The organism is Streptomyces sp. NPDC058671 (assembly GCF_042716475.1).
In the GTDB taxonomy this organism is placed as follows: Bacteria; Actinomycetota; Actinomycetes; order Streptomycetales; family Streptomycetaceae; genus Streptomyces.
In genome coordinates this window covers 76252-96451 of the sequence record NZ_JBHXSA010000020.1, presented here as the reverse complement: position 1 = coordinate 96451, position 20200 = coordinate 76252, and the positions used below count along the sequence as shown (strand labels likewise).

16 protein-coding genes and 1 pseudogene are annotated in these 20200 nt (G+C 70.7%); 8 read left to right on the top strand and 9 right to left on the bottom strand.

Annotated features, from left to right (window positions below; translation table 11 throughout):
• Positions 1–9: 9 nt before the first annotated feature.
• On the top strand, positions 10–1347 hold the full coding sequence (locus ACFWV2_RS24190) for an LLM class flavin-dependent oxidoreductase (RefSeq protein ID WP_384407561.1): 1338 nt from the start codon (positions 10–12) through the stop codon (positions 1345–1347).
• Between the two features lie 187 nt (positions 1348–1534).
• Here the strand turns inward: ACFWV2_RS24190 and ACFWV2_RS24185 are convergent, their stop codons facing one another.
• From ACFWV2_RS24185 to ACFWV2_RS24160, 6 genes are all read right to left on the bottom strand, one after another.
• Complete coding sequence (locus tag ACFWV2_RS24185) at positions 1535–3724, bottom strand: alpha-galactosidase (protein WP_384407559.1); 2190 nt, start codon at positions 3722–3724, stop codon at positions 1535–1537.
• 68 nt (positions 3725–3792) lie between these two features.
• Positions 3793–5826 carry a beta-galactosidase gene (locus tag ACFWV2_RS24180; protein WP_384407557.1) on the bottom strand — a complete coding sequence of 678 codons (2034 nt, stop codon included), beginning with the start codon at positions 5824–5826 and terminating at the stop codon, positions 3793–3795.
• Complete coding sequence (locus tag ACFWV2_RS24175) at positions 5823–6725, bottom strand: carbohydrate ABC transporter permease (protein ID WP_384407555.1); 903 nt, start codon at positions 6723–6725, stop codon at positions 5823–5825. Before ACFWV2_RS24175 ends, ACFWV2_RS24180 begins: the two co-directional genes overlap by 4 nt.
• A complete protein-coding gene (locus ACFWV2_RS24170) occupies positions 6722–7633 on the bottom strand; it encodes a carbohydrate ABC transporter permease (protein ID WP_384407553.1) in 912 nt (303 codons plus the stop codon). The genes ACFWV2_RS24175 and ACFWV2_RS24170 overlap by 4 nt, the downstream gene beginning before the upstream one ends.
• Positions 7634–7704: 71 nt before the next feature.
• Complete coding sequence (locus tag ACFWV2_RS24165) at positions 7705–9054, bottom strand: ABC transporter substrate-binding protein (RefSeq protein WP_384407551.1); 1350 nt, start codon at positions 9052–9054, stop codon at positions 7705–7707.
• Positions 9055–9349: 295 nt separating this feature from the next.
• Positions 9350–10342 (bottom strand): LacI family DNA-binding transcriptional regulator, encoded by a 993-nt coding sequence (locus ACFWV2_RS24160; protein WP_384407549.1) that lies wholly within the window; start codon positions 10340–10342, stop codon positions 9350–9352.
• 276 nt (positions 10343–10618) lie between these two features.
• Here ACFWV2_RS24160 and ACFWV2_RS24155 point away from each other — a divergent pair, with 276 nt between their 5' ends.
• A complete protein-coding gene (locus tag ACFWV2_RS24155) occupies positions 10619–11422 on the top strand; it encodes an SGNH/GDSL hydrolase family protein (RefSeq protein ID WP_384407547.1) in 804 nt (267 codons plus the stop codon).
• 19 nt (positions 11423–11441) lie between these two features.
• On the opposite strand, the gene ACFWV2_RS24150 is transcribed toward ACFWV2_RS24155, so the two are convergent.
• Positions 11442–12128, bottom strand: coding sequence for a DedA family protein (locus ACFWV2_RS24150; RefSeq protein WP_384407545.1), 687 nt, complete (start codon positions 12126–12128; stop codon positions 11442–11444).
• Positions 12125–12370, bottom strand: coding sequence for a hypothetical protein (locus ACFWV2_RS24145; protein ID WP_384407543.1), 246 nt, complete (start codon positions 12368–12370; stop codon positions 12125–12127). Before ACFWV2_RS24145 ends, ACFWV2_RS24150 begins: the two co-directional genes overlap by 4 nt.
• Between ACFWV2_RS24145 and ACFWV2_RS24140 the strand changes: the two are divergent.
• Both ACFWV2_RS24140 and ACFWV2_RS24135 read left to right on the top strand, forming a co-directional pair.
• Positions 12348–12710, top strand: a pseudogene (locus ACFWV2_RS24140) (response regulator); the annotation flags it as partial. The gene ACFWV2_RS24145 and the pseudogene ACFWV2_RS24140 overlap by 23 nt on opposite strands.
• A gap of 76 nt (positions 12711–12786) precedes the next feature.
• The gene (locus ACFWV2_RS24135; RefSeq protein WP_384407541.1) at positions 12787–14229 is read left to right on the top strand and encodes an aspartate ammonia-lyase; all 1443 of its coding nucleotides are present in this window, start codon (positions 12787–12789) and stop codon (positions 14227–14229) included.
• 94 nt (positions 14230–14323) lie between these two features.
• On the opposite strand, the gene ACFWV2_RS24130 is transcribed toward ACFWV2_RS24135, so the two are convergent.
• Positions 14324–15754: a pre-peptidase C-terminal domain-containing protein gene (locus ACFWV2_RS24130; protein WP_384407539.1), complete on the bottom strand. Its 1431-nt coding sequence runs from the start codon at positions 15752–15754 to the stop codon at positions 14324–14326.
• 332 nt (positions 15755–16086) lie between these two features.
• On the opposite strand from ACFWV2_RS24130, the gene ACFWV2_RS24125 reads away from it, so the two are divergent.
• From ACFWV2_RS24125 to ACFWV2_RS24110, 4 genes are read left to right on the top strand one after another with little or no spacing between them, the layout of a single operon-like run.
• Positions 16087–17031, top strand: a complete 945-nt coding sequence (locus tag ACFWV2_RS24125) for an ABC transporter substrate-binding protein (RefSeq protein ID WP_384407537.1) — start codon at positions 16087–16089, stop codon at positions 17029–17031.
• A gap of 2 nt (positions 17032–17033) precedes the next feature.
• Complete coding sequence (locus ACFWV2_RS24120) at positions 17034–18032, top strand: amino acid ABC transporter permease (RefSeq protein ID WP_384407535.1); 999 nt, start codon at positions 17034–17036, stop codon at positions 18030–18032.
• Positions 18029–18793: an amino acid ABC transporter ATP-binding protein gene (locus ACFWV2_RS24115; protein ID WP_384407533.1), complete on the top strand. Its 765-nt coding sequence runs from the start codon at positions 18029–18031 to the stop codon at positions 18791–18793. Before ACFWV2_RS24120 ends, ACFWV2_RS24115 begins: the two co-directional genes overlap by 4 nt.
• On the top strand, positions 18790–20007 hold the full coding sequence (locus ACFWV2_RS24110; RefSeq protein WP_384407531.1) for a M20 family metallopeptidase: 1218 nt from the start codon (positions 18790–18792) through the stop codon (positions 20005–20007). The genes ACFWV2_RS24115 and ACFWV2_RS24110 overlap by 4 nt, the downstream gene beginning before the upstream one ends.
• The last annotated feature ends 193 nt before the right edge of the window (positions 20008–20200 follow it).

Sequence of the window (20200 nt, the reverse complement as noted above, 5' to 3'; positions counted from 1 at the left end):
GAATCCCCCATGACCGACCAGACGCCCCGGACCCTCCACCTCAACGCCTTCCTGATGAACGCCGGACACCACGATGCCGCCTGGCGTCACCCGGACAGCAGCCCCGAGCGGATCACCGATCTGCGGTACTTCCAGGAGCTGGCCCGCACCGCCGAGCGCGGACGGCTCGACTCGATCTTCTTCGCGGACGGGGTCGCGCTCTGGGGCAAGGCCCGCTACAACGCCGTCGGCGGGTTCGAGCCGCTCACCCTGCTCTCCGCGATCGCCGCCGTCACCGAGCACGTCGGACTGATCGCCACCGTCTCCACCACCTTCAACGAGCCGTACAACCTGGCCCGGAAGTTCGCCTCCCTCGACCACATCAGCGGCGGCCGCGCCGGGTGGAACATCGTCACTTCGGGCAGCGTCGACGAGGCCCGCAACTTCAACCGGGAGGAGCACCTGGAGCACGGCCTGCGCTACGACCGGGCACGCGAGTTCCTCGACGTCGCCACCAAGCTCTGGGACAGCTGGGAGGACGACGCGATCGTCCTGGACAAGGAGCGCGGCATCTACGCCGACACCGACAAGCTCCATCCGGCCGCCCACCGCGGCGAGTACTTCGGCGTCGCCGGCCCGCTGAACGTGCCCCGCTCCCCGCAGGGCCGCCCGCTCCTGGTGCAGGCGGGCTCCTCCGAGGACGGCAAGGAGTTCGCCGCCCGGTACGCCGAGGCCGTCTTCACCGCCCAGCAGACCCTCGCCGAGGGCCAGACCTTCTACAAGGACCTCAAGTCCCGGCTCGCCCGGTACGGCCGGGCCGAGAGCGACCTGCTCGTCCTGCCCGGCATCGCCCCGGTCATCGGGTCCACCGAGGCCGAGGCGAAGGCCCTGGAACAGCAGCTCACCGACCTCCAGATACCCGAGTACGGCCTCGCCCAGCTCTCCGGCATGCTGAACGTGGACCTCACCGGCCTGCCCCTCGACGGCCCGCTGCCCGAACTCCCCGACGAGCGGGACATCAACGGCAACAAGAGCCGCTTCACCCTCGTCGCCGAGCTCGCCCGGCGCGACGGGCTCAGCCTGCGTGAGCTGATCGCCCGCCTCGGCGCCGGCCGCGGTCACCGCACCTTCGCCGGCACCCCCGAGCAGATCGCCGACCAGCTGGAGGAGTGGTTCACTCAGGGAGCCGCCGACGGCTTCAACATCATGGCCCCCGTCCTGCCGACCGGCCTGACCGACTTCGTCGACCACGTCGTGCCGATCCTCCAGCGCCGCGGCCTCTTCCGCACCGAGTACACCGCCCGCACTCTCCGCGAGAACTATGGCCTGCCCCGTCCGGTCAACCGCTACGCCCGCGGCGGCGTATAGGTGAGCCGGGAAGGGCCGGTCCGCGTCCTGCCCGGCCCCGTCCCGGTCCCGCACCTTGTACAGGTGCGGGCACTTGGACCACCCGGACCGCGGATGCTCAGTCCTTGAAGCTGCGACGGCGACCGCCTCACGACCCTGAGGTCCCCGCGGCGCACCTGAAGACGCGGGGACGGGTGCGCCGACCGGCTCATTGCCCCTGTTCGCGACGTCCCGCCCGTCCGACACGGCGCAACCGGACCGCGGCGCTGGCGTGGTCGCCCTGCGGCAGGTCGGGGAGCGGAAGCCCGAAGGCCAGGAGGGCTGCCCCTGACCACTCCGCACCGGTGTCCTCGTCCCGGTACCGGGCCTCGGTCTCCAGCCCGCGCAGACGGAGAGCCGTCCCGGTCGGCCCGAACCGGGTGCTCGGGCGCCAGACCAGGACGACCGAACGGTCGGCGCCGTCGTCCACGAACTGCACCGCTGTCATCGGACCGTCGCCGGGGGACAGCAGGCGGTGGAGCCGGCCGTGCTGGACCACGGGGCGGATGTCCTTGTACAGCCGCACGAGGTCCGCGGCCTCCGCCAGCTCGTGCCGTGTCCAGCGGGTCAGATCACCTCCGATGCCGAGCACCCCCGCCATCGCGCAGTGGAACCGGAACCGGAGCGGGACCGTGCGCCGGGTCAGCGGGTTCGGGCTGTCGGTCACCCACGCCGACATCACCTGTGCGGGGTACGCCTGGCTGAAGCCGTGGTGGATGGCCAGCCGGTCGACGGCGTCGGTGTTGTCGGACGGCCAGACCTGGTCGGTGCGGGCGAGGATCCCCGGATCGACCCTGCCCCCGCCGCCCGCGCACGACTCGATGCGCAGCCGGGGGAAGTCGGCCCGCAACCGGTCCATCACGCGGTGGACGCCGTGTGCGTGGGTGACGTGGACCTGGCGCGCGGCAGGACCACCCGCGTGCGCACCGGCTTCGGTGAAGGACCGGTTGAAGTCCCACTTGAGGAAGTCGACGCTGTTGTCGGCGACCAGCTGCCGTAGCCAGGCGTACGCCCAGTCGGTCACCTCGGGCCGGGCGAAGTCCAGCACCAGCTGGTGGCGGAGTTCGGTGGCGGTACGGTCCGGAAGGTGCACCACCCACTCCGGGTGCTCCCGGTACAGCTCGCTGTCGACGTTGACCATCTCCGGCTCCACCCACAGCCCGAACGCCATGCCGAGCCGGTGCACCTCGTCCGCGAGCGGTCGAAGACCGCGGGGGAAGCGGTGCGGATGCGGTGACCAGTCGCCGAGTCCGGCACGGTCGCCGTCGCGTCCGCCGAACCAGCCGTCGTCGACGACGAAGAGCTCGGCTCCCAGGGCCGCCGCGCGCGTGGCCAGAGCCAGCTGGTTGTCCTCGGAGACGTCGAACCCGGTCGCTTCCCAGGAGTTGTACAGAACCGGCCGGACCTCATGGGGGTGGGGGAGGACGTGCTGCCGCAGATAGGTGTGGAAGGCGCGGCTCGCGGCCCCGAACCCGCCCGCCGCGTACAGCGCGGTACTGACCGGCGTCGTGTGGCACAGACCGGGCCCGAGTTCCCCTTCGATGCCCTCGTGGCCCTCCGCGGCCAGGACGCCGACGCGGCCGGCGGCGGTGCGCTGCGCGGTGATCCGCCAGCTGCCGCTGGTCGCGAGAGCGACCATCCAGACCTCGCCGTGCTCCTCGCCGGCGTCCCCCGCGTCCAGAGAGACCCAGGGACCGGCCTGGTGCCCCGTGTGCCCGCGGCGGCTGCCGAGGACGGTCTCCCCTGCCGCCAGGCCCGTCCGTTCCCAGCGGCTCTCCGCCGCCCATCCGCCGTGTACGGCGCCGAGTCGCCATCCCGTGCGGTGGGGCAGCGGCCAGTGGGCCGACGCGTAACGCGTGAGCAGGATCGGAGCGTCTCCCGGAGCCCCCGTGTGCCGGAACACCGTCCACCGCTCCAGGACGTCACCACCCGAGGGGAGCCGGTAGTGCAGTTCCCACGCCAGGGGCCGGACGCGGTCCCGCAGGAGGACGACCAGATGGCCCTCCCCGGGGGTGGAGACGGCGTCGACACGGGGCTCGACCGGGCTGCTGCCGTCGGCGAAACGCACCTCCAGCGCGGGAGCGCCGAAGCGGGCACCGCCCTCCACCGGGTACTCCTCGACGCCGTCCCAGCGCCCGGCGAAGCTGTTGTCGTGGTCGGCCCAGACCGGCAGGGCGACCGCGTCGTCGAGGGGCAGCGGCGCGCCCCAGTGCACGTGGAGGACGGTCCCGGCGGAGCGGTCGACCCGCAGGACGTAGCAGGACGCGGGACCGCGCAGGACGACGGTCCCGCTCGCCTCGTCGATCTCCACCGACCTCGTCGCGAGGAGAGGTGACGGTGTGGGGGTCGGGGAAGTCATCCCTTTCTCCCTCCTTTCCGGGCGTCGCGGTGACGGGCGAGTGGCGGCGGCGGGCCTCGCGTGCCCGCTCACGGGCGGCGCTTCGCCGGGTGCTCGCGCACCACGACGACCGCCCCGGCGGGGACGACCGCCCGGCCGTCCCGCACCGTCGCCCCGAGCAGCCCCGTCCCGTCGGCCGGGACCGACCGGGTGCTGTCGGTGTGGTTGACGAGGAACAGGTACGAGCCGTCGGGACCGGAGCGCCGCACGGCTTCCAGCCCTGGCGGGCCGTCGACGACGGGTGCGGCGTCGCCCTGTTGGCACACCGACCGCACCAGGTCGCGCAGCTTCTCCCGGGGGAGGCGTGTGCCCGCGTACCAGGCGGTTCCCCGGCCGTACCGGTTGCGCGTGACGGCGGGTGCTCCGGGGGCCGGGCCGCCGTCGGGAGCGTCGGCGAAGCTCAGCACGGTCTCGCACTCCCGGGGCTCGATGCGCTCCGCCCAGCGGACGGCGTGCCCCCCGCCGTCGAGCCGGGCGGCCTCTCCCGCGCGCAGCGGCAGGTACTCGTCGACCCGCAGGCCCAGGACATCGCGCAGGGCGCCAGGATGGCCGCCGGGGCGTACCCGGTCGTGGTGGTCGACGACCCCGCTGAAGTATCCGACCGCCAACTGCCCGCCGCGCTCGACGTACCGGGTGACGTTCTTGGCGTCGTCGTCGGACAGGAGGTAGAGGTTCGGTGCGAGCACGGCCCGGTAGGGGGTCAGGTCGGCGCCGGGCGGGACGAGGTCGCAGGTGATGTTGAGGCTCCAGAGCGCCTCGTACCAGTCCCGGACCGCTTCGAGGTACCGCACCTCGCCGGAGGGTCGGGCTTCGAGTTCGAGGGCCCACCACGTCTGCCAGTCGAACAGCACGGCGACCTCGCTGACGACGCGGGTGCCGACCACCTCGGTGAGGTCCGCGAGGTCGGCTCCGAGCCGGCTGACCTCCTTCCACACCCGGCTGTCGGTTCCCCCGTGGGGCAGCATGGCCGAGTGCCACTTCTCGGCGCCGGCACGGGACTGCCGCCACTGGAAGAACAGCACGCCGTCCGCCCCGCGGGCCAGGTGCGTGAGGCTGTTGCGGCGTGTCTCGTCCGGCTTCTTCGCCACGTTGACCGGTTGCCAGTTGACGGCGGAGGTGGAGTGCTCCATCAGGAGCCACGGCCGGCCGCCCGCCATCCCGCGTGCGAGGTCGGCGTTGAGGGCCAGGCCGACGTGCCCCTCGGGGTCCGCCGCGGTGAGGTAGTGGTCGACGGAGACGAGGTCGCACTCGGCCGCGAAGGCGTGCCCGTCGACCTTCTTCTCCAGCGTGCCCATCAGGTTGGTGGTGAGGGGGATGCCCGGTGCGAAGCGGCGCAGGATGCGGGACTCCGCGCGGTGCCGGGCCAGGAGGGCGTCGGAGGAGAAGCGGCGGAAGTCGAGGTCCTGCCCCGGGTTGTGGAAGGCCGTGGTGTCCCGTGGCGGGTCGATCTCCTCCCAGTCCCCGTACCGCTGGCTCCAGAAGTCCGTCCCCCACGCCTCGTTGAGCACGTCGAGGGATCCGTGGCGTGCCCGCAGCCAGTCCCGGAACGCGGCGGCACTGGTGTCGCAGTAGCAGAGCGCGTTGTGGTTGCCCCACTCGTTGTGCACGTGCCACAGGACGACCGCCGGGTGAGCGCGGTAACGGATGGCCAGCGCCTCGACGAGGGCGTCGGCGGCCTCGGCGTACGCGGGGTGGCTGGGGCAGAACACCTGCCGGCTGCCGTGGGACAGGCGGGTCCCGCCCGACGTCACCGGCCGTGCCTGCGGATGCGCCCGGGTGAACCAGGGGGGCGGGGCGGCGGTGGGGGTGGCGAGGTCGACGCCGATGCCGTTGCGGTGCACGAGGTCCAGGACCTCGTCGAGCAGGCTCCAGTCGTACGTGTCGGGCCGGGGCTGGATGCGGGACCAGGAGAACACTCCCAGGGTCACGAGGTTGACCCCCGCCGCGCGCATCAGCCGGACGTCCTCCCGCCACACCTCCCGTGGCCACTGCTCGGGGTTGTAGTCGCCGCCGTAGGCGATGCCGCCGACACGGTCGTTCAGCAGGGTCAGGGGGTCGGTCATGACTTCACCGCTCCGGCGGCCAGTCCGGCGCGCCAGTAGCGCTGCAGGAGAAGGAACGTGAGGACGATGGGGACGACGGAGACGAGCGCCCCGACGATGGTGAGGCTCTGCAGTCCGGGCAGCCGGCTGGTCTGGGACTGCCAGGTGAACAGGCCGAGCGTGACGGGGTAGAGGCGGTCGTCCTGCAGCATCACGAGCGGCAGCAGGAAGTTGTTCCAGATGACGACGAACTGGAAGAGGAAGACGGTGACGAGGGCCGGCGTCATCAGGCGCAGGGCGAGGGTGCGGAAGATGCGGAACTCTCCGGCCCCGTCCATGCGGGCGGCTTCGATCACCTCGTCCGGGACGGACGCCACGGCGAAGATGCGCGAGAGGTACACACCGAACGGGCTGACGACGCTGGGCAGGAACACCGACCAGAACGTGTCGGTGGCGTCGAACTCGGCGAACAGGAGGAAGAGCGGCAGCGCCAGCGCGGTCGCGGGCACGAGCACCCCACCGAGGACAACCGAGAACACCGTCTCCCGGCCGGGGAAGGTGTACTTGGCCAGGGCGTAGCCGGCTGCCGCGGCCAGGGCCGTGGCGACCGCCGCGCCCGCACCCGCGTAGAGCAGGCTGTTGAGGAGCCAGCGGCCGAAGACGCCGTCCTGCTGGGTGAAGAGGGAGACGAGGTTGTCGCCGAGGTGCCACTCGGCCGGAAGGAGACCGGGCGTGCTGACCAGGTCGCCCTGGTTCTTGGTCGCAGCGACGATCAGCCAGTAGACCGGAAGCAGCATGTAGCAGGCGGCGAGGACCATGAACACCATGGCGCCCACCGTCGCCCGCCCGCTGCTCCCCGGCCGGCGGGAACGCGTCGGAGGCGCCGGGTGGGCCCCCTCGGTACGGGTCAGCATGCTCATGGCTGCCTCCTCGTGGTGAAGCGCAGAAAGGCGAAGGAGAGCAGGAAGGTCACCAGCGCCAGGAGGACGGACAGGGCCGCCGCCCCGCTGTAGTCGTCGCCGGAGGCGAGCGAGTAGGCGGCCAGGTTGGGCGTGAAGGTGCTGGTCACGCTCGTGGAGATGGACCGGAACACCTGTGGCTCGGTGAACAGCTGGAACGTGCCGATGAGGGAGAACACGCCGGTCAGGACCAAGGCGGGGCGGATGATCGGGATCTTGATGCGCAGCGCGATGGTCCACCCGCTCGCGCCGTCCACCCGGGCGGCCTCGCCGATGTCGGAGGGGACCGCCTGCAGGGCCGCGTACAGGATCAGCATGTTGTAGCCGGTGTACGTCCACGTGACGACGTTCCCGATGGACCACAGGATGGCGTCCGCCCCCAGGAGGTCGACGTGCAGGCCGAGGGAGCGCAGTCCGTCGACGACCGGTGAGAGACGGGGGTCGTACAGGAAGGCCCACATGAGCGCCGCGACGACGCCCGGTATCCCGTACGGCACGAAGTAGACGAGGCGGAAGAACCGCTTGCAGCGGGCCACCGTCGAGTCCAGCAGCAGGGCCAGGACCAGGGAGATCAGGAGCATGACGGGGATCTGCACCAGCGCGAAGAGCACGACACGCAGGACGCTGTCCAGGAGGAACGGTGAGGACAGGACCTCGGCGTACTGCTCGAACCCGGCGAAGACCGTCCGGGTCCGGCCGAACGTGCCGCCCGTGCGTTCGGTCTTCTGCAGGCTCTGCCAGAAGGCGTATCCGACGGGCACGACGGTGAAGAGGACGAAGGGGATGAGGAAGGGGAGCAGGAAGATCCACGGCGCCGCGGTGCGGTGGGACCGGCGGTGCGGAGCGGGGGGAGCGGTGGTCGAGGTCACGCGAAGCCTTCGGGAAGGGGCCGGCCCCGCCGGGTGGTCGCGGCGGGGACGGGATCGGGACGAGGAGCCGTCTACTCGGTCACGTCGAGCGACTGCTTGCGCAGCGATTCGGCGCTCTGGGCGTCGGTCTGCTTCAGGACGTCGCCGAGGGTGGACCCGCCGCCGATGGCGTTCGCCGTGCCGTCGCTCAGGAAGCGGTAGGTGTCCGTCATGGTGGGACCCCAGGTGAAACCGGTGTCGACCCCGGCGGAGGCTTCGGCGAAGACGTCGAAGACCGGCTGCCGCCCGTAGAAGTCGACCGGCTTCTTCAGCGCCGGCAGGTCGAGACCGGCCTTCGCCGCCGGGTACAGGCCGCCCTCACGGTTGAGGATCTCCAGTGCCTTCGGATCGGTGTTCAGCCAGAGCGCGAACTGCGACGCCTCGGCCGGGTGCGGGGAACCGGCGAGCACGGCGGTCGTCGAACCGCCCCAGTTGCCGGCCCGCTTCTCGCCCGCCTTCCACTGCGGCATAGGGGCGACGGCCCACTTCCCGGAGGTCGCCTTCGCGTTGTCGCGGAGGGTGCTGTAGCCCCACGCGGCGCTGATCCAGGTGACCACCTCGCCGGAGTTCCACGACTTGTACAGCGCCGGCGAGAAGCCCTGCAGGTCGGTGGCGACGAGCTTGTCGTCGATCATGTTCTGCCAGTAGTCGGCCACCTGCCTGCTCTCGGGCCGGTCGACGGTGACCTTCCAGGCGTCGCCCTCGCGCTCGAACAGGGTGGCCTCGTTCTGCCACAGCAGCCCGGTGAACCAGTTGGGGTCGGTCTGCGGGAAGTGGGTGATGTACTTGCCCGCCTTCCTGACCGTCCGCGCGGCCGCCTCGTACTCCTGCCAGGTCTTCGGGACGGCTATGCCGAGGTCCTCGAAGACGTCCTTGCGGTAGAACAGCGCCATCGGTCCCGTGTCCTGGGGCACCGCCCACACCCCGTCCTCGCCCTCGGCCCCGAACTCGACCTGCGACCAGGTCCAGTCCGCGAACCGGGTCTCGGCCTCGGTCACTCCCGGACACGACGAGATGTCCCGCAGGCCCTCCTTGAGACGGAAGCTCGCCAGCGAGTCGTACTCGATCTGTCCCAGGTCAGGTGCCTTGCCGGCCTTGAGCGCGTTGGACAGGTTCTGGTAGGTGCCCGCGTTGCCCGACGGCGTGTTCTTCAACTCGACCTGGATGTCGGGGTGTTCTCTGTTCCACAGGTCGACCGCCTGCTCCATGCCGGGCACCCATGACCAGTACTGCAGCGTGACCTTGCCCGAGGCCGGCTCGCAGGCGCCCGCCGCGCTCTCCCCGGTGCCGCCGCCACCGCAACCGGTGACCACGGTGAGGGCCAGAGCCGCGCCGCCGACCGCCCAACGTCTGCCCACAGAGGTCCGACCGAGCATCGCCATGAAAGTCGCTCCTTGCGCCGAGGATCCGCTTCGACGAAGCGGTGGCCGCCACCTCACAATGGCGAAAGGTCCATGTCAAGAGTCTGGGCGTGATTCCTTCAGATCCGGTGGCGTCTCCCGCACCCGCGGACGGGGGGTCGGTGCCGGTTGAATCCGTTCTGACCTGGGAATATTTGATGCACTGCGATGCGCAGTTCTTGATGGACGGCTGGGGCGTAATCGATTACGTCCCTCGGGTTCTGTCGCCTTTCGTGGCGGCGTCGCGTGAACGGTGGAGTGGTGCGGTGCCACCGGGTCAGGCGGACGCCCTCCGGATGAACTCGGCCTTGACCTTCACGGTCTTGAACACCTCGCGCCCGTCGAGCCGCTCACGGAGCAACTGGGCCGCCAGACGGCCGACTTCGGCTGCGGGGTAGCGGATGGTGGACAGCTGTGGCCGCACGAGCGAAGCGAAGGACGCGTCGTCGTGCCCGATCAGCGCGACCTCCTCGGGGATCTCGATCCCCAGCTCCCGCGCCTTGTCCATGGCTCCTACGGCGATGGCGTCGTTCGCGCAGAACACCGCGTCCGGTGCGTGGCGGCGCCCCAGCAGCTCACCGAATCCGGCCGCTCCCGCTTCACGCGTGTGCTCACCGCGCACCACGAGCTCACGGGGCACGCTGGTGCCGAACTGCAGGGCCAGGGCGCGGAGGAGTTCCAGGCGCGGGTCGCCACCCGTCGCGTCCCGGGGGCCGGCGATCACCGCGATGCGGCGGCGGCCCCCGGAGGTGACGCACTGGAGTGCCTGCCGTGTCGCGACCCGGGCGTCGGGAGAGATCTGGTCGACGGGCCCGAAGGGTACGTCGGCGCTGACGACGACCGGCACACCGGCCTCGACCACCGGACGGAGGTCCGAGGGCAGGAGCCGGAAAGGTGTGATCACCACACCGGCGAAATGCTGCTGGACCGCCTCGGCCAGCAGTGCGCGTTCCTCCTCCCGGCGGGCGCGCGTGTTGCACACCACCACGTGGAGTCCGAGACCCCGCACACCCTCCTCGAGCGCCGCGGCCAGCTGGGCGAAGAACGGGTTGGCCAGGTCGGGCACGATCAGTGCCACGAGGCTCGACCGTCCGGTCCGCAGGCTGCGTGCCGTGGTGTTCACGGTGAACCCCAGCCGGTCGACGGCCGCCTCGACGGCTGTCCGTGTGGCGGGAGCGACCGCTCGTTTCCCCGACAGGACGTACGAGACGGTGGCGGACGACACGCCGGCCGCTCGGGCGACGTCCGCCATGGTGACCCGTTCCCCCACTGCCCACGCTCCTTTCGTCCAGGTCAACCTACTTCAGGCGTTCGCCCTGGTGGCGGGGGACTGGTGCCGGGGAGCGGGCGGATCCGGCGGGTGGGGGGCGACGCTCCGTACGCTCCCGCGACCTGTCCGCACGCGAACACGTCCGCACGTGAATCAACATCTTCGCAAATGGGACGGCCTTTGTCGCATGTCTGTCGCGGCGGGGATCTCGCCTGCTACAAGGTTGTCGATCCAGTAACCCGGCTTCCCCATCCTCTACTTGAGGGGCTGTTTGTCATGCTCAGAACTAATTGGGCTCGGGCTCTCGCCACGGCCCTGACTCTGGCCGGCGTCGTCCTCGGCCTGACGCAGCCGGCGAACGCCGCCACCGCGGCGGGCGAGCGTTACGTGGCTCTCGGAGATTCGTACTCCTCCGGGGTGGGCGCCGGCAGTTACCTGTCGGACAGCGGTGCCTGCCAGCGCAGCAGCAAGGCGTACCCGTCCCTGTGGGCGGCGGCCAACGCACCGGCGTCGTTCGCGTTCACCGCCTGTTCCGGCGCCACGAGCACCACGGTCAAGGACAGCCAGCTCTCCCCGCTCAACTCGTCGACCACGCTGGTGAGCGTCACGGCCGGCGGCAATGACGTCGGCTTCGCCGACGTCATGCAGACCTGCGTCCTGCAGAGCGAGTCCACCTGCGTCAACGCCGTGAACACGGCGGTCGCCAAAGTCGACAACGTGCTCCCCGGCAGCCTCTCCGCCCTCTACGGCGCGATCCGCAGCAGGGCTCCGCAGGCACGCGTCGTGGTCCTGGGCTACCCGAAGTTCTACCGGTTGAACGGTGGCTGCATCGCCGGTCTGAGCGAGACCGAGCGGGCCGCGATCAACCGGGGCAGCGACGCCCTCAACAGCGTTCTCGCCGCACGCGCCGCCGCTGCCGGCTTCGTGTACTCGAGCGTCGTGGACGAGTTCACCGGGCACGAGATCTGCTCGAGCGACGCCTGGCTGCACAGTGTCGCCGTCCCCGTGTCGAACTCCTACCACCCCAAGGCCGCGGGCCACGCCGGCGGGTACCTGCCGGCGTTCCGCTCCACCGTCTGACCTGCGACTTCAGGACGCCTCACGCCACACCGACGACCGGTGTGGCGTGAGGGGCGTCGGAGGCGTGGTCATCGGCCGATGCTTCCGGTGCTCCACGTGCCCGGCGACGGCGAATCCCGGCGGTGGCCAGGACAGTCCCGGCGACCAGGGCGGCGGTGACGGCGAGTGCGGGGCCGCCGAGTGCCAGGGCGTGCTGGAGGGAGGTGGCCGCGGCGTAGCCGGTGGCGGCTTCCGCCCCGGCCCACAGGGGAGCGACGCACAGGCTGTAGGGGGCGATACGGCGGTAGGGAAGCCGGGTCGCGCCCGCCAGGTGCGGGGTCAGGGTGCGCAGGACGGGGACGAACCGGGAGAGGAGGACGGCCTGACCGCCGCGCTTCGCCATGAGGGCTTCGGTCCGCCGCCAGGCGGCCGCGGGTATGCGGCGGCCGAGGCGACCGGTCCGCAGGCGGCTGCCCAGCAGGTGCCCGGTGCGGTGGCCGAATGCGTCCCCGGCCACCACCGCGCACGAGGCGGTGGCGATGACCAGGGCCAGGTCGAGGTCACCGGTGCGGGCCATGGCCCCGGTGGCCAGCAGGAGGGTCAGGGTCGGGATGAACGCGCCGATCAGCAGGACGGATTCGGCCAGCACCGCGGCGGCCAGAATCGCGTACGCGGCCGGAGCGGGAACCTGGCTGATCACGCCGGTCACGCTGGTCAGCGCGTTCATCGGCCCCCTCCGACCAGGGTCGTCGGTGCCGGTGCCGGTGCCGGTGCCGGTGCCGGTGCCGGTGCCGGTGCTGTCGGTGTCGTCGGCACCGTCGCCCGGGCGGTCGGTGGTGCGGGGCGGCGCAGGTGCCAGACCTTCGCCGGGGGCAGGTTGCCCCACACGGTCCAGCAGTCGGTCGCGTAGCGGCGCTGGTAGCCGGCGAGGACCTCCTCGACGTCGCGGTGGCGCCGCGTGGACGGCATCACCGCCACCGCGCGACTGCGCGCCCTTCCCCATCCACCGAAGGTGATCACCCTGACCACCTTCGACCTCGATGCCTATGTCTACGACGCGCTGGCCGCCGGCGCCGACGGCTTCCTCCTCAAGGACACCGACCCCGCCGAGATCCTGCGTGCCGTCCACCTCGTCGCCGCCGGGTCCGCCATGCTCCATCCCGCCGCTGCGCGCCGCCTCATCGACCGCTTCCGCCACGGCGACCGCCCCCGGACGGCACAGGCCCGGAGCCGGATCGATCGTCTCACCCCGCGCGAGACGGACTTCCTGGCACGGCTCGCCGAGGGGGCCACCAACGCCGACATCGCGAAGGCGAGGAGGTCTGTAACGTGAGATTCAACTAGAGTCTTGTGTGGGTGATGTGTAATGCCTGATACTGGCACGGATGCTGCTGTGGCGTCCTCCTGTCGAGGGCCTGTGCAAAGGGGCGAGTGTGGATTCCGTACGCGAGGAACACGATCTGATCGGCGACAGGGGCGTCCCGGCGCACGTCTACTACGGCATTCACACGCTTCGGGCGGTCGAGAACTTCCCGCTCACCGGCACCGCGCTGTCCGCCCACCCGGAACTCGTGATCGCCCTCGCCGAGGTGAAGGAGGCCGCCGCACTCGCCCACGGCGACCTGGGCACCCTGCCGCGAGAACGGGTCGACGCGATCGTCGCGGCGTGCGGAGAGGTCCGAGAAGGACGTCTGCACGACCAGTTCGTGGTGGATGTGTTCCAGGGCGGCGCGGGTACCTCGTCGAACATGAACGTCAACGAGGTGATCGCGAACCGGGCGCTGGAGCTGCTCGGTCACGAGCGCGGCGCCTACGTCCATCTGCATCCCCTTGACGACGTCAACCGCTCGCAGAGCACCAACGACGTGTACCCGACTGCGGCCAAGCTCGCGATGTACGCCGCCGCGGGGCGCCTGTTGGACGCGATGAGTGTCCTGGTGAACGCCTTCACCGAACGCGGCGGCGCCTTCGCCAAGGTCGTGAAGCTCGGCAGGACGCAGCTCCAGGACGCCGTACCGATCACTCTCGGGCAGGAGTTCGACGCGTTCGCCCTCACGGTGCGTGATGACGCGTCGCTCGTCACGCGCGCCTCATCCGCGCTGCTCGAAGTCAATCTCGGGGGAACCGCCGTCGGGACCGGTCTGAACGCCGACGCCGGATTCGCGCGACTCGCCGTGGCGCATCTGGCGACGATCACGTCGGTCCCGGTCCGCTCGGCCCGCCAGCCCGTCGAGAGCACCCAGGGAGTGGGGGGATTCCTTCAGCTCTCCGGTTCCCTGAAGCAGTTCGCCCTGCGCCTGTCGAAGATCTGCAACGACCTCCGACTGCTGTGCTCCGGACCGAGGGCCGGCCTGGGGGAGCTCCGCCTGCCCGCGCTGCAGGCGGGGTCGAGCATCATGCCGGGCAAGGTGAACCCCGTCGTCCCCGAGGCGGTCAACCAGGTGTGCTTCGACGTGGTCGGAGCCGACGCCTCGGTGTCCGCGGCGGCCCAGGCGGGGCAGCTCCAGCTGAACGCGTTCGAGCCCCTGATGGTTCATCACCTCCTGAACTCGATGAACCGTCTGGAGGCGGCCTGCCGCGTCCTGGCCGAGCGGTGCGTGCGCGGGATCGAGGCGAACGAGGACCGGCTTCGCGAGTCGGTGGAGGGGTCGGCCGGTCTCGCCACGGCGCTCAATCCGGTCATCGGCTATCAGCGGGCGACCGAACTGGCGCGTCAGTGCATGGACACGGGACTGTCCGTGCGCGTGCTGGCCGCACGGAGCGGACTGCTCACCGAGGAGGAGCTGGACGATCGACTCGACCCCTGGAGGCTCACCCATCCGCAGTAGGTCACGGAGGGCCCGGCCCGGCACCGCCGGGCCGGGCCCGCGAGCGGGCGGCCGGGTCTTCGCCCTGGCGCCGGCCGCAGACCCGGCGCCGTCGTCAGCTCCTGGTCAGGGCGCAGTTGTACGCGGCGGTTCCGCTGCCGCTGTAGGCCTCCACGTCGACGTAGTACGTGCCGGTCCCGGAGGCGGTCCTGGTGAAGGTGAGGTTCTCGTCGGTGCCGGCGCCGTCGTTGACGGAGCGTCCAAGAGTGTTGCCCGCCGAGTCCAGCAGGTAGACGTCGGCGTCGTACGCGGTGGGGACGGCGCAGTTCACGGTGAGGGTCCGGCCGGCGGGCAGGGCGACCTTGAAGTAGTCGCGGTCGCTCGTGGATCTCATGTTCCCGGTCAGGGTGCCGGGGGAGGGCAGGGTGGTGGCGTCGTCGGCCGTGTCGCGGGTGTCGTTCGGCTCGCTCTCGGCGAGCGCGGTGCCGCCGCTCTGGCCTCCGCAGTCGGTCACCGGAGTGCCGTTGTAGAGGTTGGCGTCGGTCACCCCGTTGGTGACGCTGCGCAGGTAGTACCCGCAGGTGGGCCGGTTCTTGAAGTCGAAGGTCGAGCCCGGCGTCAGGCGCCAGATCTTGAAGCCCGAGTAGGTCAGCGGCTTCCTGTCGACGGCCTGCTCGGGCTGGTGGTCGGCGAGGACGACGTAGGCGTCCTTGCCGTACTGGGTGGCCATGCCGTCGCGGTCGATGAACAGTGATCCGCCGCCCTCCTCGACGCCGACGCCCCAGGCGGCGCCTCCCGGCGTGAGGCCGTCCTTCACCGCGCGGGCGAGGAAGGCCATGGTGCGGCCCATGCGGTCGCGGGTCACGAAGTGGGAGTCGTTGACGACTCCGCCGTAGTTCGCCCACTGGAACATGCCGGTGGTGAAGCTGATGTAGCGGTCGTAGGGGTTGGCGAGTGCCTCGGCACTGGTGACGCTGCCGTTGCAGGCGTCGTAGACGACGGGGCTGTTGATGTGGTGGCCGGCGCTTCCCCCGCCGGAGCCGCCGCCCTTGGCCACCACGGACTCGACCGACGCCTCGAGCGCGGTTCCCTTCCATGCCGCGTACCTGCACTGGTCGCCGCCGGCGAAGTAGACGAACTCGGCGTTGCGGACATCGGTGTTCATCTGGCTGTTGTTCCCGTCGCCGGCCGTGGTGAGCGTCCACGTCGTACACGAGTTCACGCCGGTCAGGCCCATGACGGTGTCGCACTCGGGGGTCTTGCTGCCCGACGTGGGGGCCGACCCGGAGAGAACGACGACGTCGATGCTGCCGGTACCCCCGCGGATGGCGTCGACGGCCCGGGACATCGACGCCGGCACGACGCCGCCGGCGCCGTTCATCGTGAACGCGGGACCGTTCCACGAGGTGCGACTTGTATCGGCCGCGCTGCCCAGCCGGATCCTGTCCGCAGCCGCGTGAGCGGGCTGCTGGATCGTCATGGCCGCGGTCACCGCGATCAGGGCGACGGCGAGCGGTGCGGACTTGCGTGTGAGACGTGACGTCATGTGCGCTCCAGGAGAGGGATGCGTACGGCACCGCGGACGGACGCCACCGGGATCGCGGTCGTCCGATGCGGGCTCATCGGGTTGGTAGCGGAACATACAAGCCAATCGTCAGAACGGGAAGATGTACGTCGGCAGAGTCCTCTCCCGTTGCAGTGAGCCGCCGAAATCTCCGGTCAGAACGGGATATAACGCCGTACTGACAACCCAAGGGGCCGCGTTACGTGAACGTAACGTGAGATACATCTAGCCAGGTTCTTGAATGATCTGTAACTTCCCTGCTGTGGCCGGCGGCCAGAACCCGCCGGCGAAGAATCCTCGAGAGGATCACCCCGATGACCACGCGTCTTCCCCACCGCGCAGCGGCCGCCGCCGTGACGGCCACAGCGCTTCTCTCCCTCTCCGCCTGCGGGGGTGCCGAGACCGCGCCCGCAGCGGCGGGCACGGTCTCCGTCGCCGGTGTGGAGGTCAAGAAGGACCAGGCCCTGTACGACGTACTGCCCGAGGAGATCAGGAAGGCGGGCAAGGTCAGGGTGGCCACCGACGTTCCCTACCCGCCCTTCGAGATGTTCGCGAAGGAGGGCGGGAGCGAGCTGACCGGTCTGGACTACGACCTGGGCCAGGCGCTCGGCGGCAAGCTCGGCGTGGCCTTCGCCTTCACCCCGCAGAAGTTCGACGGCATCGTCCCGGCCATCCAGGCAGGTAAGTTCGACGTCGCGATGTCGGCCATCACCGACAACAAGGACCGCCAGAAGGTCGTGGACTTCGTCGACTACTCGCAGTCCGGCTCCGGCATCCTCGTCGCCGAGGGCAACCCCTCCACGATCACCACCCTGGACACCCTCTGCGGGCAGAAGGTCGCGGTGCAGGCCGCGACCAACCAGCTCGACCTGCTCAAGTCCCACCAGGCGGTCTGCACCAAGGCGGGCAAGGGGAAGATCGACATCCAGACCTTCCCCAAGGACTCCGACGCCCAGCTCGCCCTCCGCTCGGGGAAGGTCGTCGCCCAGGTCCTCACCAAGCCCGCCGCCGGCTGGGTCGCCAAGACCGCCGACGACGGCAAGGCCTTCGACCTGGTCGACGATCCGGCGGCGCCCGGCGGCTACAACGCCTCCCCCAACGGCATCGCGGTCAGCAAGGAGCTGCCCGAGCTGACGGACGCGATCCTCAAGGCGCTGCAGGCCCTCATCGACGACGGCACCGTCGCGGCGATCTACAACCAGTACGGCGTCGCGTCGATCGCCGTCCCCAAGGCCACCAAGAACGCGGCGGTGGACTAGAGATGATCGACACCAAGGCACCCGCCGAAACCACCCCCAAGGGCGAGCCGCACGTCCAGGACCTCGAAGTCGTCCCCGTCCGCGACTACGGACGCTGGATCGCCGCGGTCGCCTCGCTGCTGGCCCTCGTCGGGCTGATCGGCTCCCTCGCCAGGAACGACAACCTCCACTGGGACGTCGTCGGCACCTACCTCTTCGCGGACCTCATCTTCGACGGGCTGGCCACCACACTCTGGCTGACCGCCGCCTCCATGCTCCTGGGCCTGGGCCTGGGCACCCTGATAGCCGTCATGCGGCTGTCCTCGAGCCCCGTCCTGTACGGCCTGGCCACCGCGTTCGTCTGGGTCTTCCGCGGCACCCCGCTGCTCGTGCAGATCATCTTCTGGGGATACGCGGCCGCCCTCTACAAGTACGTGAAGATCGGCGTCCCGTTCACCGACATCACGTTCCTCCAGGCCGAGACGAACGCGCTGCTGACCCCCGCCATCGCGGCCCTGCTCGCCCTGGGCCTCAACGAGGCCGCGTACGCCTCGGAGATCGTGCGCGCCGGCATCCAGTCCGTCGACCCCGGCCAGGCCGAAGCCGCGCACTCGCTCGGCATGCGTCCCGCGCTCACCATGCGGAGGATCGTCCTTCCCCAGGCCATGCGCGTGATCATCCCTCCCATGGGCAACGAGACCATCAACATGCTCAAGATGACCGCTCTGGTCTCGGTCATCTCCGCCCATGACCTGATGTCCAACATCCAGGACGTCTACGCCCAGAACTACCAGGTCATCCCCATGCTGGTCGTCGCCAGCCTCTGGTACCTCGCCCTCGTGACCCTGCTCGGCATTCCCCAGGCTTGGCTGGAGCGGCGCTACGGCCGCGGCACCACCATGGCGGGTTACGCCTCCCCGCTCCGGCGCATGCTCGGCGGAGCCATGGGGCGGAACGGCAAGAGCGGCGAGGGCGGCAGGAACGGCAAGAACGGCAAGAACAGGGAGGAGGAGAGCCGATGAGCACTCCCATGGTGCGCGCCGAAGGCGTGCGCAAGCACTTCGGCAGGCTCGAGGTGCTCAAGGGCATCGACCTCACCGTGGAACGCGGCCAGGTCTGCTGCCTCCTGGGGCCCTCCGGTTCCGGCAAGTCCACCTTCCTGCGCTGCATCAACCACCTGGAGAAGATCGACGGCGGCAAGCTCACCGTCGACGGCGAACTCGTCGGCTACCGTCAGCACGGCAACAAGCTCCACGAGCTGCGCGAACGTGAAGTCGCGGAACGCCGACGGGACATCGGCATGGTCTTCCAGCGGTTCAACCTGTTCCCGCACATGACGGCCGTCGAGAACGTCATGGAAGCCCCCGTCAAGGTCGGAGCCGTCGCCAGGAACACGGCCCGGGAGGAGGCCCACGGCCTGCTCGAACAGGTCGGCCTCGGCGACAGGGCCCGCCACTACCCCGCTCAGCTCTCCGGCGGGCAGCAGCAGCGCGTCGCCATCGCCCGCGCGCTCGCCATGAAGCCCAAGCTGATGCTCTTCGACGAACCGACCTCCGCGCTGGACCCCGAACTCGTCGGCGACGTCCTGGACGTCATGCGGCAGCTCGCCGCCGACGGCATGACCATGGTCGTCGTCACCCACGAGATCGGCTTCGCCCGCGAGGTCGGCGACACCGCCGTCTTCATGGACGAAGGAGTCGTCGTCGAATCCGGCGACCCCCGCCGGGTACTCGTCGACCCGGAACAGGACCGCACCCGCGCCTTCCTGTCCAAGGTCCTGTGAGCGCCCCGGTCCGCCGGCGGACGTCGGCCCCGGAGCTCCTCGGCCCCGCCCGCGCCCACCGGGCCCAGTACCTGCACGACCTCGAGGAACTCGTCTCCATCGACTCCGGGTCCTACAACGCCGCCGGCGTCAACAAGGTCGCCGACTGGGTCGAGCGCCGGCTGCACCGCCTCGGCTTCGACGTCGAACGCGTCGCCTTCCCGCCCGCACCCGACGGGCGCCGGGCCGGCGACGCCCTGATCGGGCGCAAGCGAGGGGCGCTCCGGGAGCGCGAAGGCGGCCGCAGGATCATCCTCGCCGGGCACATGGACACCGTCTTCGAGGACGGCACCGCCGCCGCCCGCCCCTTCGGGGTGAACGGTTCCCTCGCCTCCGGGCCGGGAGTGAGCGACGACAAGGGAGGCCTGCTCGCGGGCCTCACCGCCCTGGAGATCCTCGGTGAGCACGGCACCGACGCCTACGACGAGCTCGTGTTCCTCGCCACCCCCGACGAGGAGATCGGCTCTCCGGCCAGCCGCGACCTCATCGAGGCCACCGCCCAGGGCATGCACTACGGCCTGGGCCTCGAATGCGCCCGGGAGAACGGCGACCTCGTCATCGCCCGCAAGGGCGTCGCCGACTTCCGTCTCACCGTCACCGGCAAGGCGGCCCACGCCGGCATCGAACCCGAGCGCGGCGCCAACGCCGCCCTCGCCGCCGCGCACCTGATCGTCACCCTCCAGGCCCTCAACGGCCACTGGGACGACGTCACCGTCAACGTGGGCGTGGTCCGGGCCGGCACCCGCGCCAACATCGTCTGCCCGGAAGCCGAACTCCGCATCGAAGTGCGGGCAGCGACCACGGCCGATGTGCAGCGCGCGAAGCGGGCCATCCAGGAAGCCGCGGACCACCCCGTGGTACCCGGCACCACCGTCCTCGTCGAGCAGCTCGATCTCTGCCCGCCGATGGAGGACACCCCCGCCTCGCGCCGCATGTTCGACAAGGCCCGGCAGGTGGCACACGCCGCCGGTGTGGAACTCGGAACCACCGCCACGGGCGGAGTCGGCGACGCCAACCTCATCGCCGGAACAGGCGTCCCGATCCTGGACGGCCTGGGGCCCATCGGCGGCGCCGACCACACCCCTCAGGAGTGGCTCGACATCTCCAGCGTCCCCCAGCGCGTCGCCGTGCTCGCCGCGCTCGTCGCCTCGCTCGGGGACGCCCGAAACCCCTGAACCACGTCCGGCCGGGCGAACCCGAAGGGCGTCCCGATCGCCTCGCCCGTGCCTCGTCACCCGCCCCACGGAACCCATGCCCCACCAGCCCGCCGCCCCCTGCCCCGCGCAGGACCTGCCCGCGACGCACGACCTGCCCGCGACGCAGAACCCGCCCCGGCACCGGCATGCGGGCGAGGGTCCGGTCCGTCCG

Excerpts from the sequence above, each read along its gene's own strand:
- ACFWV2_RS24130 (WP_384407539.1), bottom strand. The coding sequence starts at position 15,754 with ATGACGTCACGTCTCACACGCAAGTCCGCACCGCTCGCCGTCGCCCTG.
- ACFWV2_RS24125 (WP_384407537.1), top strand. The coding sequence starts at position 16,087 with ATGACCACGCGTCTTCCCCACCGCGCAGCGGCCGCCGCCGTGACGGCC.
- ACFWV2_RS24185 (WP_384407559.1), bottom strand. The coding sequence starts at position 3,724 with ATGACTTCCCCGACCCCCACACCGTCACCTCTCCTCGCGACGAGGTCG.
- ACFWV2_RS24155 (WP_384407547.1), top strand. The coding sequence starts at position 10,619 with ATGCTCAGAACTAATTGGGCTCGGGCTCTCGCCACGGCCCTGACTCTG.
- ACFWV2_RS24190 (WP_384407561.1), top strand. The coding sequence starts at position 10 with ATGACCGACCAGACGCCCCGGACCCTCCACCTCAACGCCTTCCTGATG.
- ACFWV2_RS24120 (WP_384407535.1), top strand. The coding sequence starts at position 17,034 with ATGATCGACACCAAGGCACCCGCCGAAACCACCCCCAAGGGCGAGCCG.
- ACFWV2_RS24135 (WP_384407541.1), top strand. The coding sequence starts at position 12,787 with ATGCTGCTGTGGCGTCCTCCTGTCGAGGGCCTGTGCAAAGGGGCGAGT.
- ACFWV2_RS24145 (WP_384407543.1), bottom strand. The coding sequence starts at position 12,370 with ATGCCGTCCACGCGGCGCCACCGCGACGTCGAGGAGGTCCTCGCCGGC.
- ACFWV2_RS24175 (WP_384407555.1), bottom strand. The coding sequence starts at position 6,725 with ATGAGCATGCTGACCCGTACCGAGGGGGCCCACCCGGCGCCTCCGACG.
- ACFWV2_RS24150 (WP_384407545.1), bottom strand. The coding sequence starts at position 12,128 with ATGAACGCGCTGACCAGCGTGACCGGCGTGATCAGCCAGGTTCCCGCT.
- ACFWV2_RS24115 (WP_384407533.1), top strand. The coding sequence starts at position 18,029 with ATGAGCACTCCCATGGTGCGCGCCGAAGGCGTGCGCAAGCACTTCGGC.
- ACFWV2_RS24180 (WP_384407557.1), bottom strand. The coding sequence starts at position 5,826 with ATGACCGACCCCCTGACCCTGCTGAACGACCGTGTCGGCGGCATCGCC.
- ACFWV2_RS24165 (WP_384407551.1), bottom strand. The coding sequence starts at position 9,054 with ATGGCGATGCTCGGTCGGACCTCTGTGGGCAGACGTTGGGCGGTCGGC.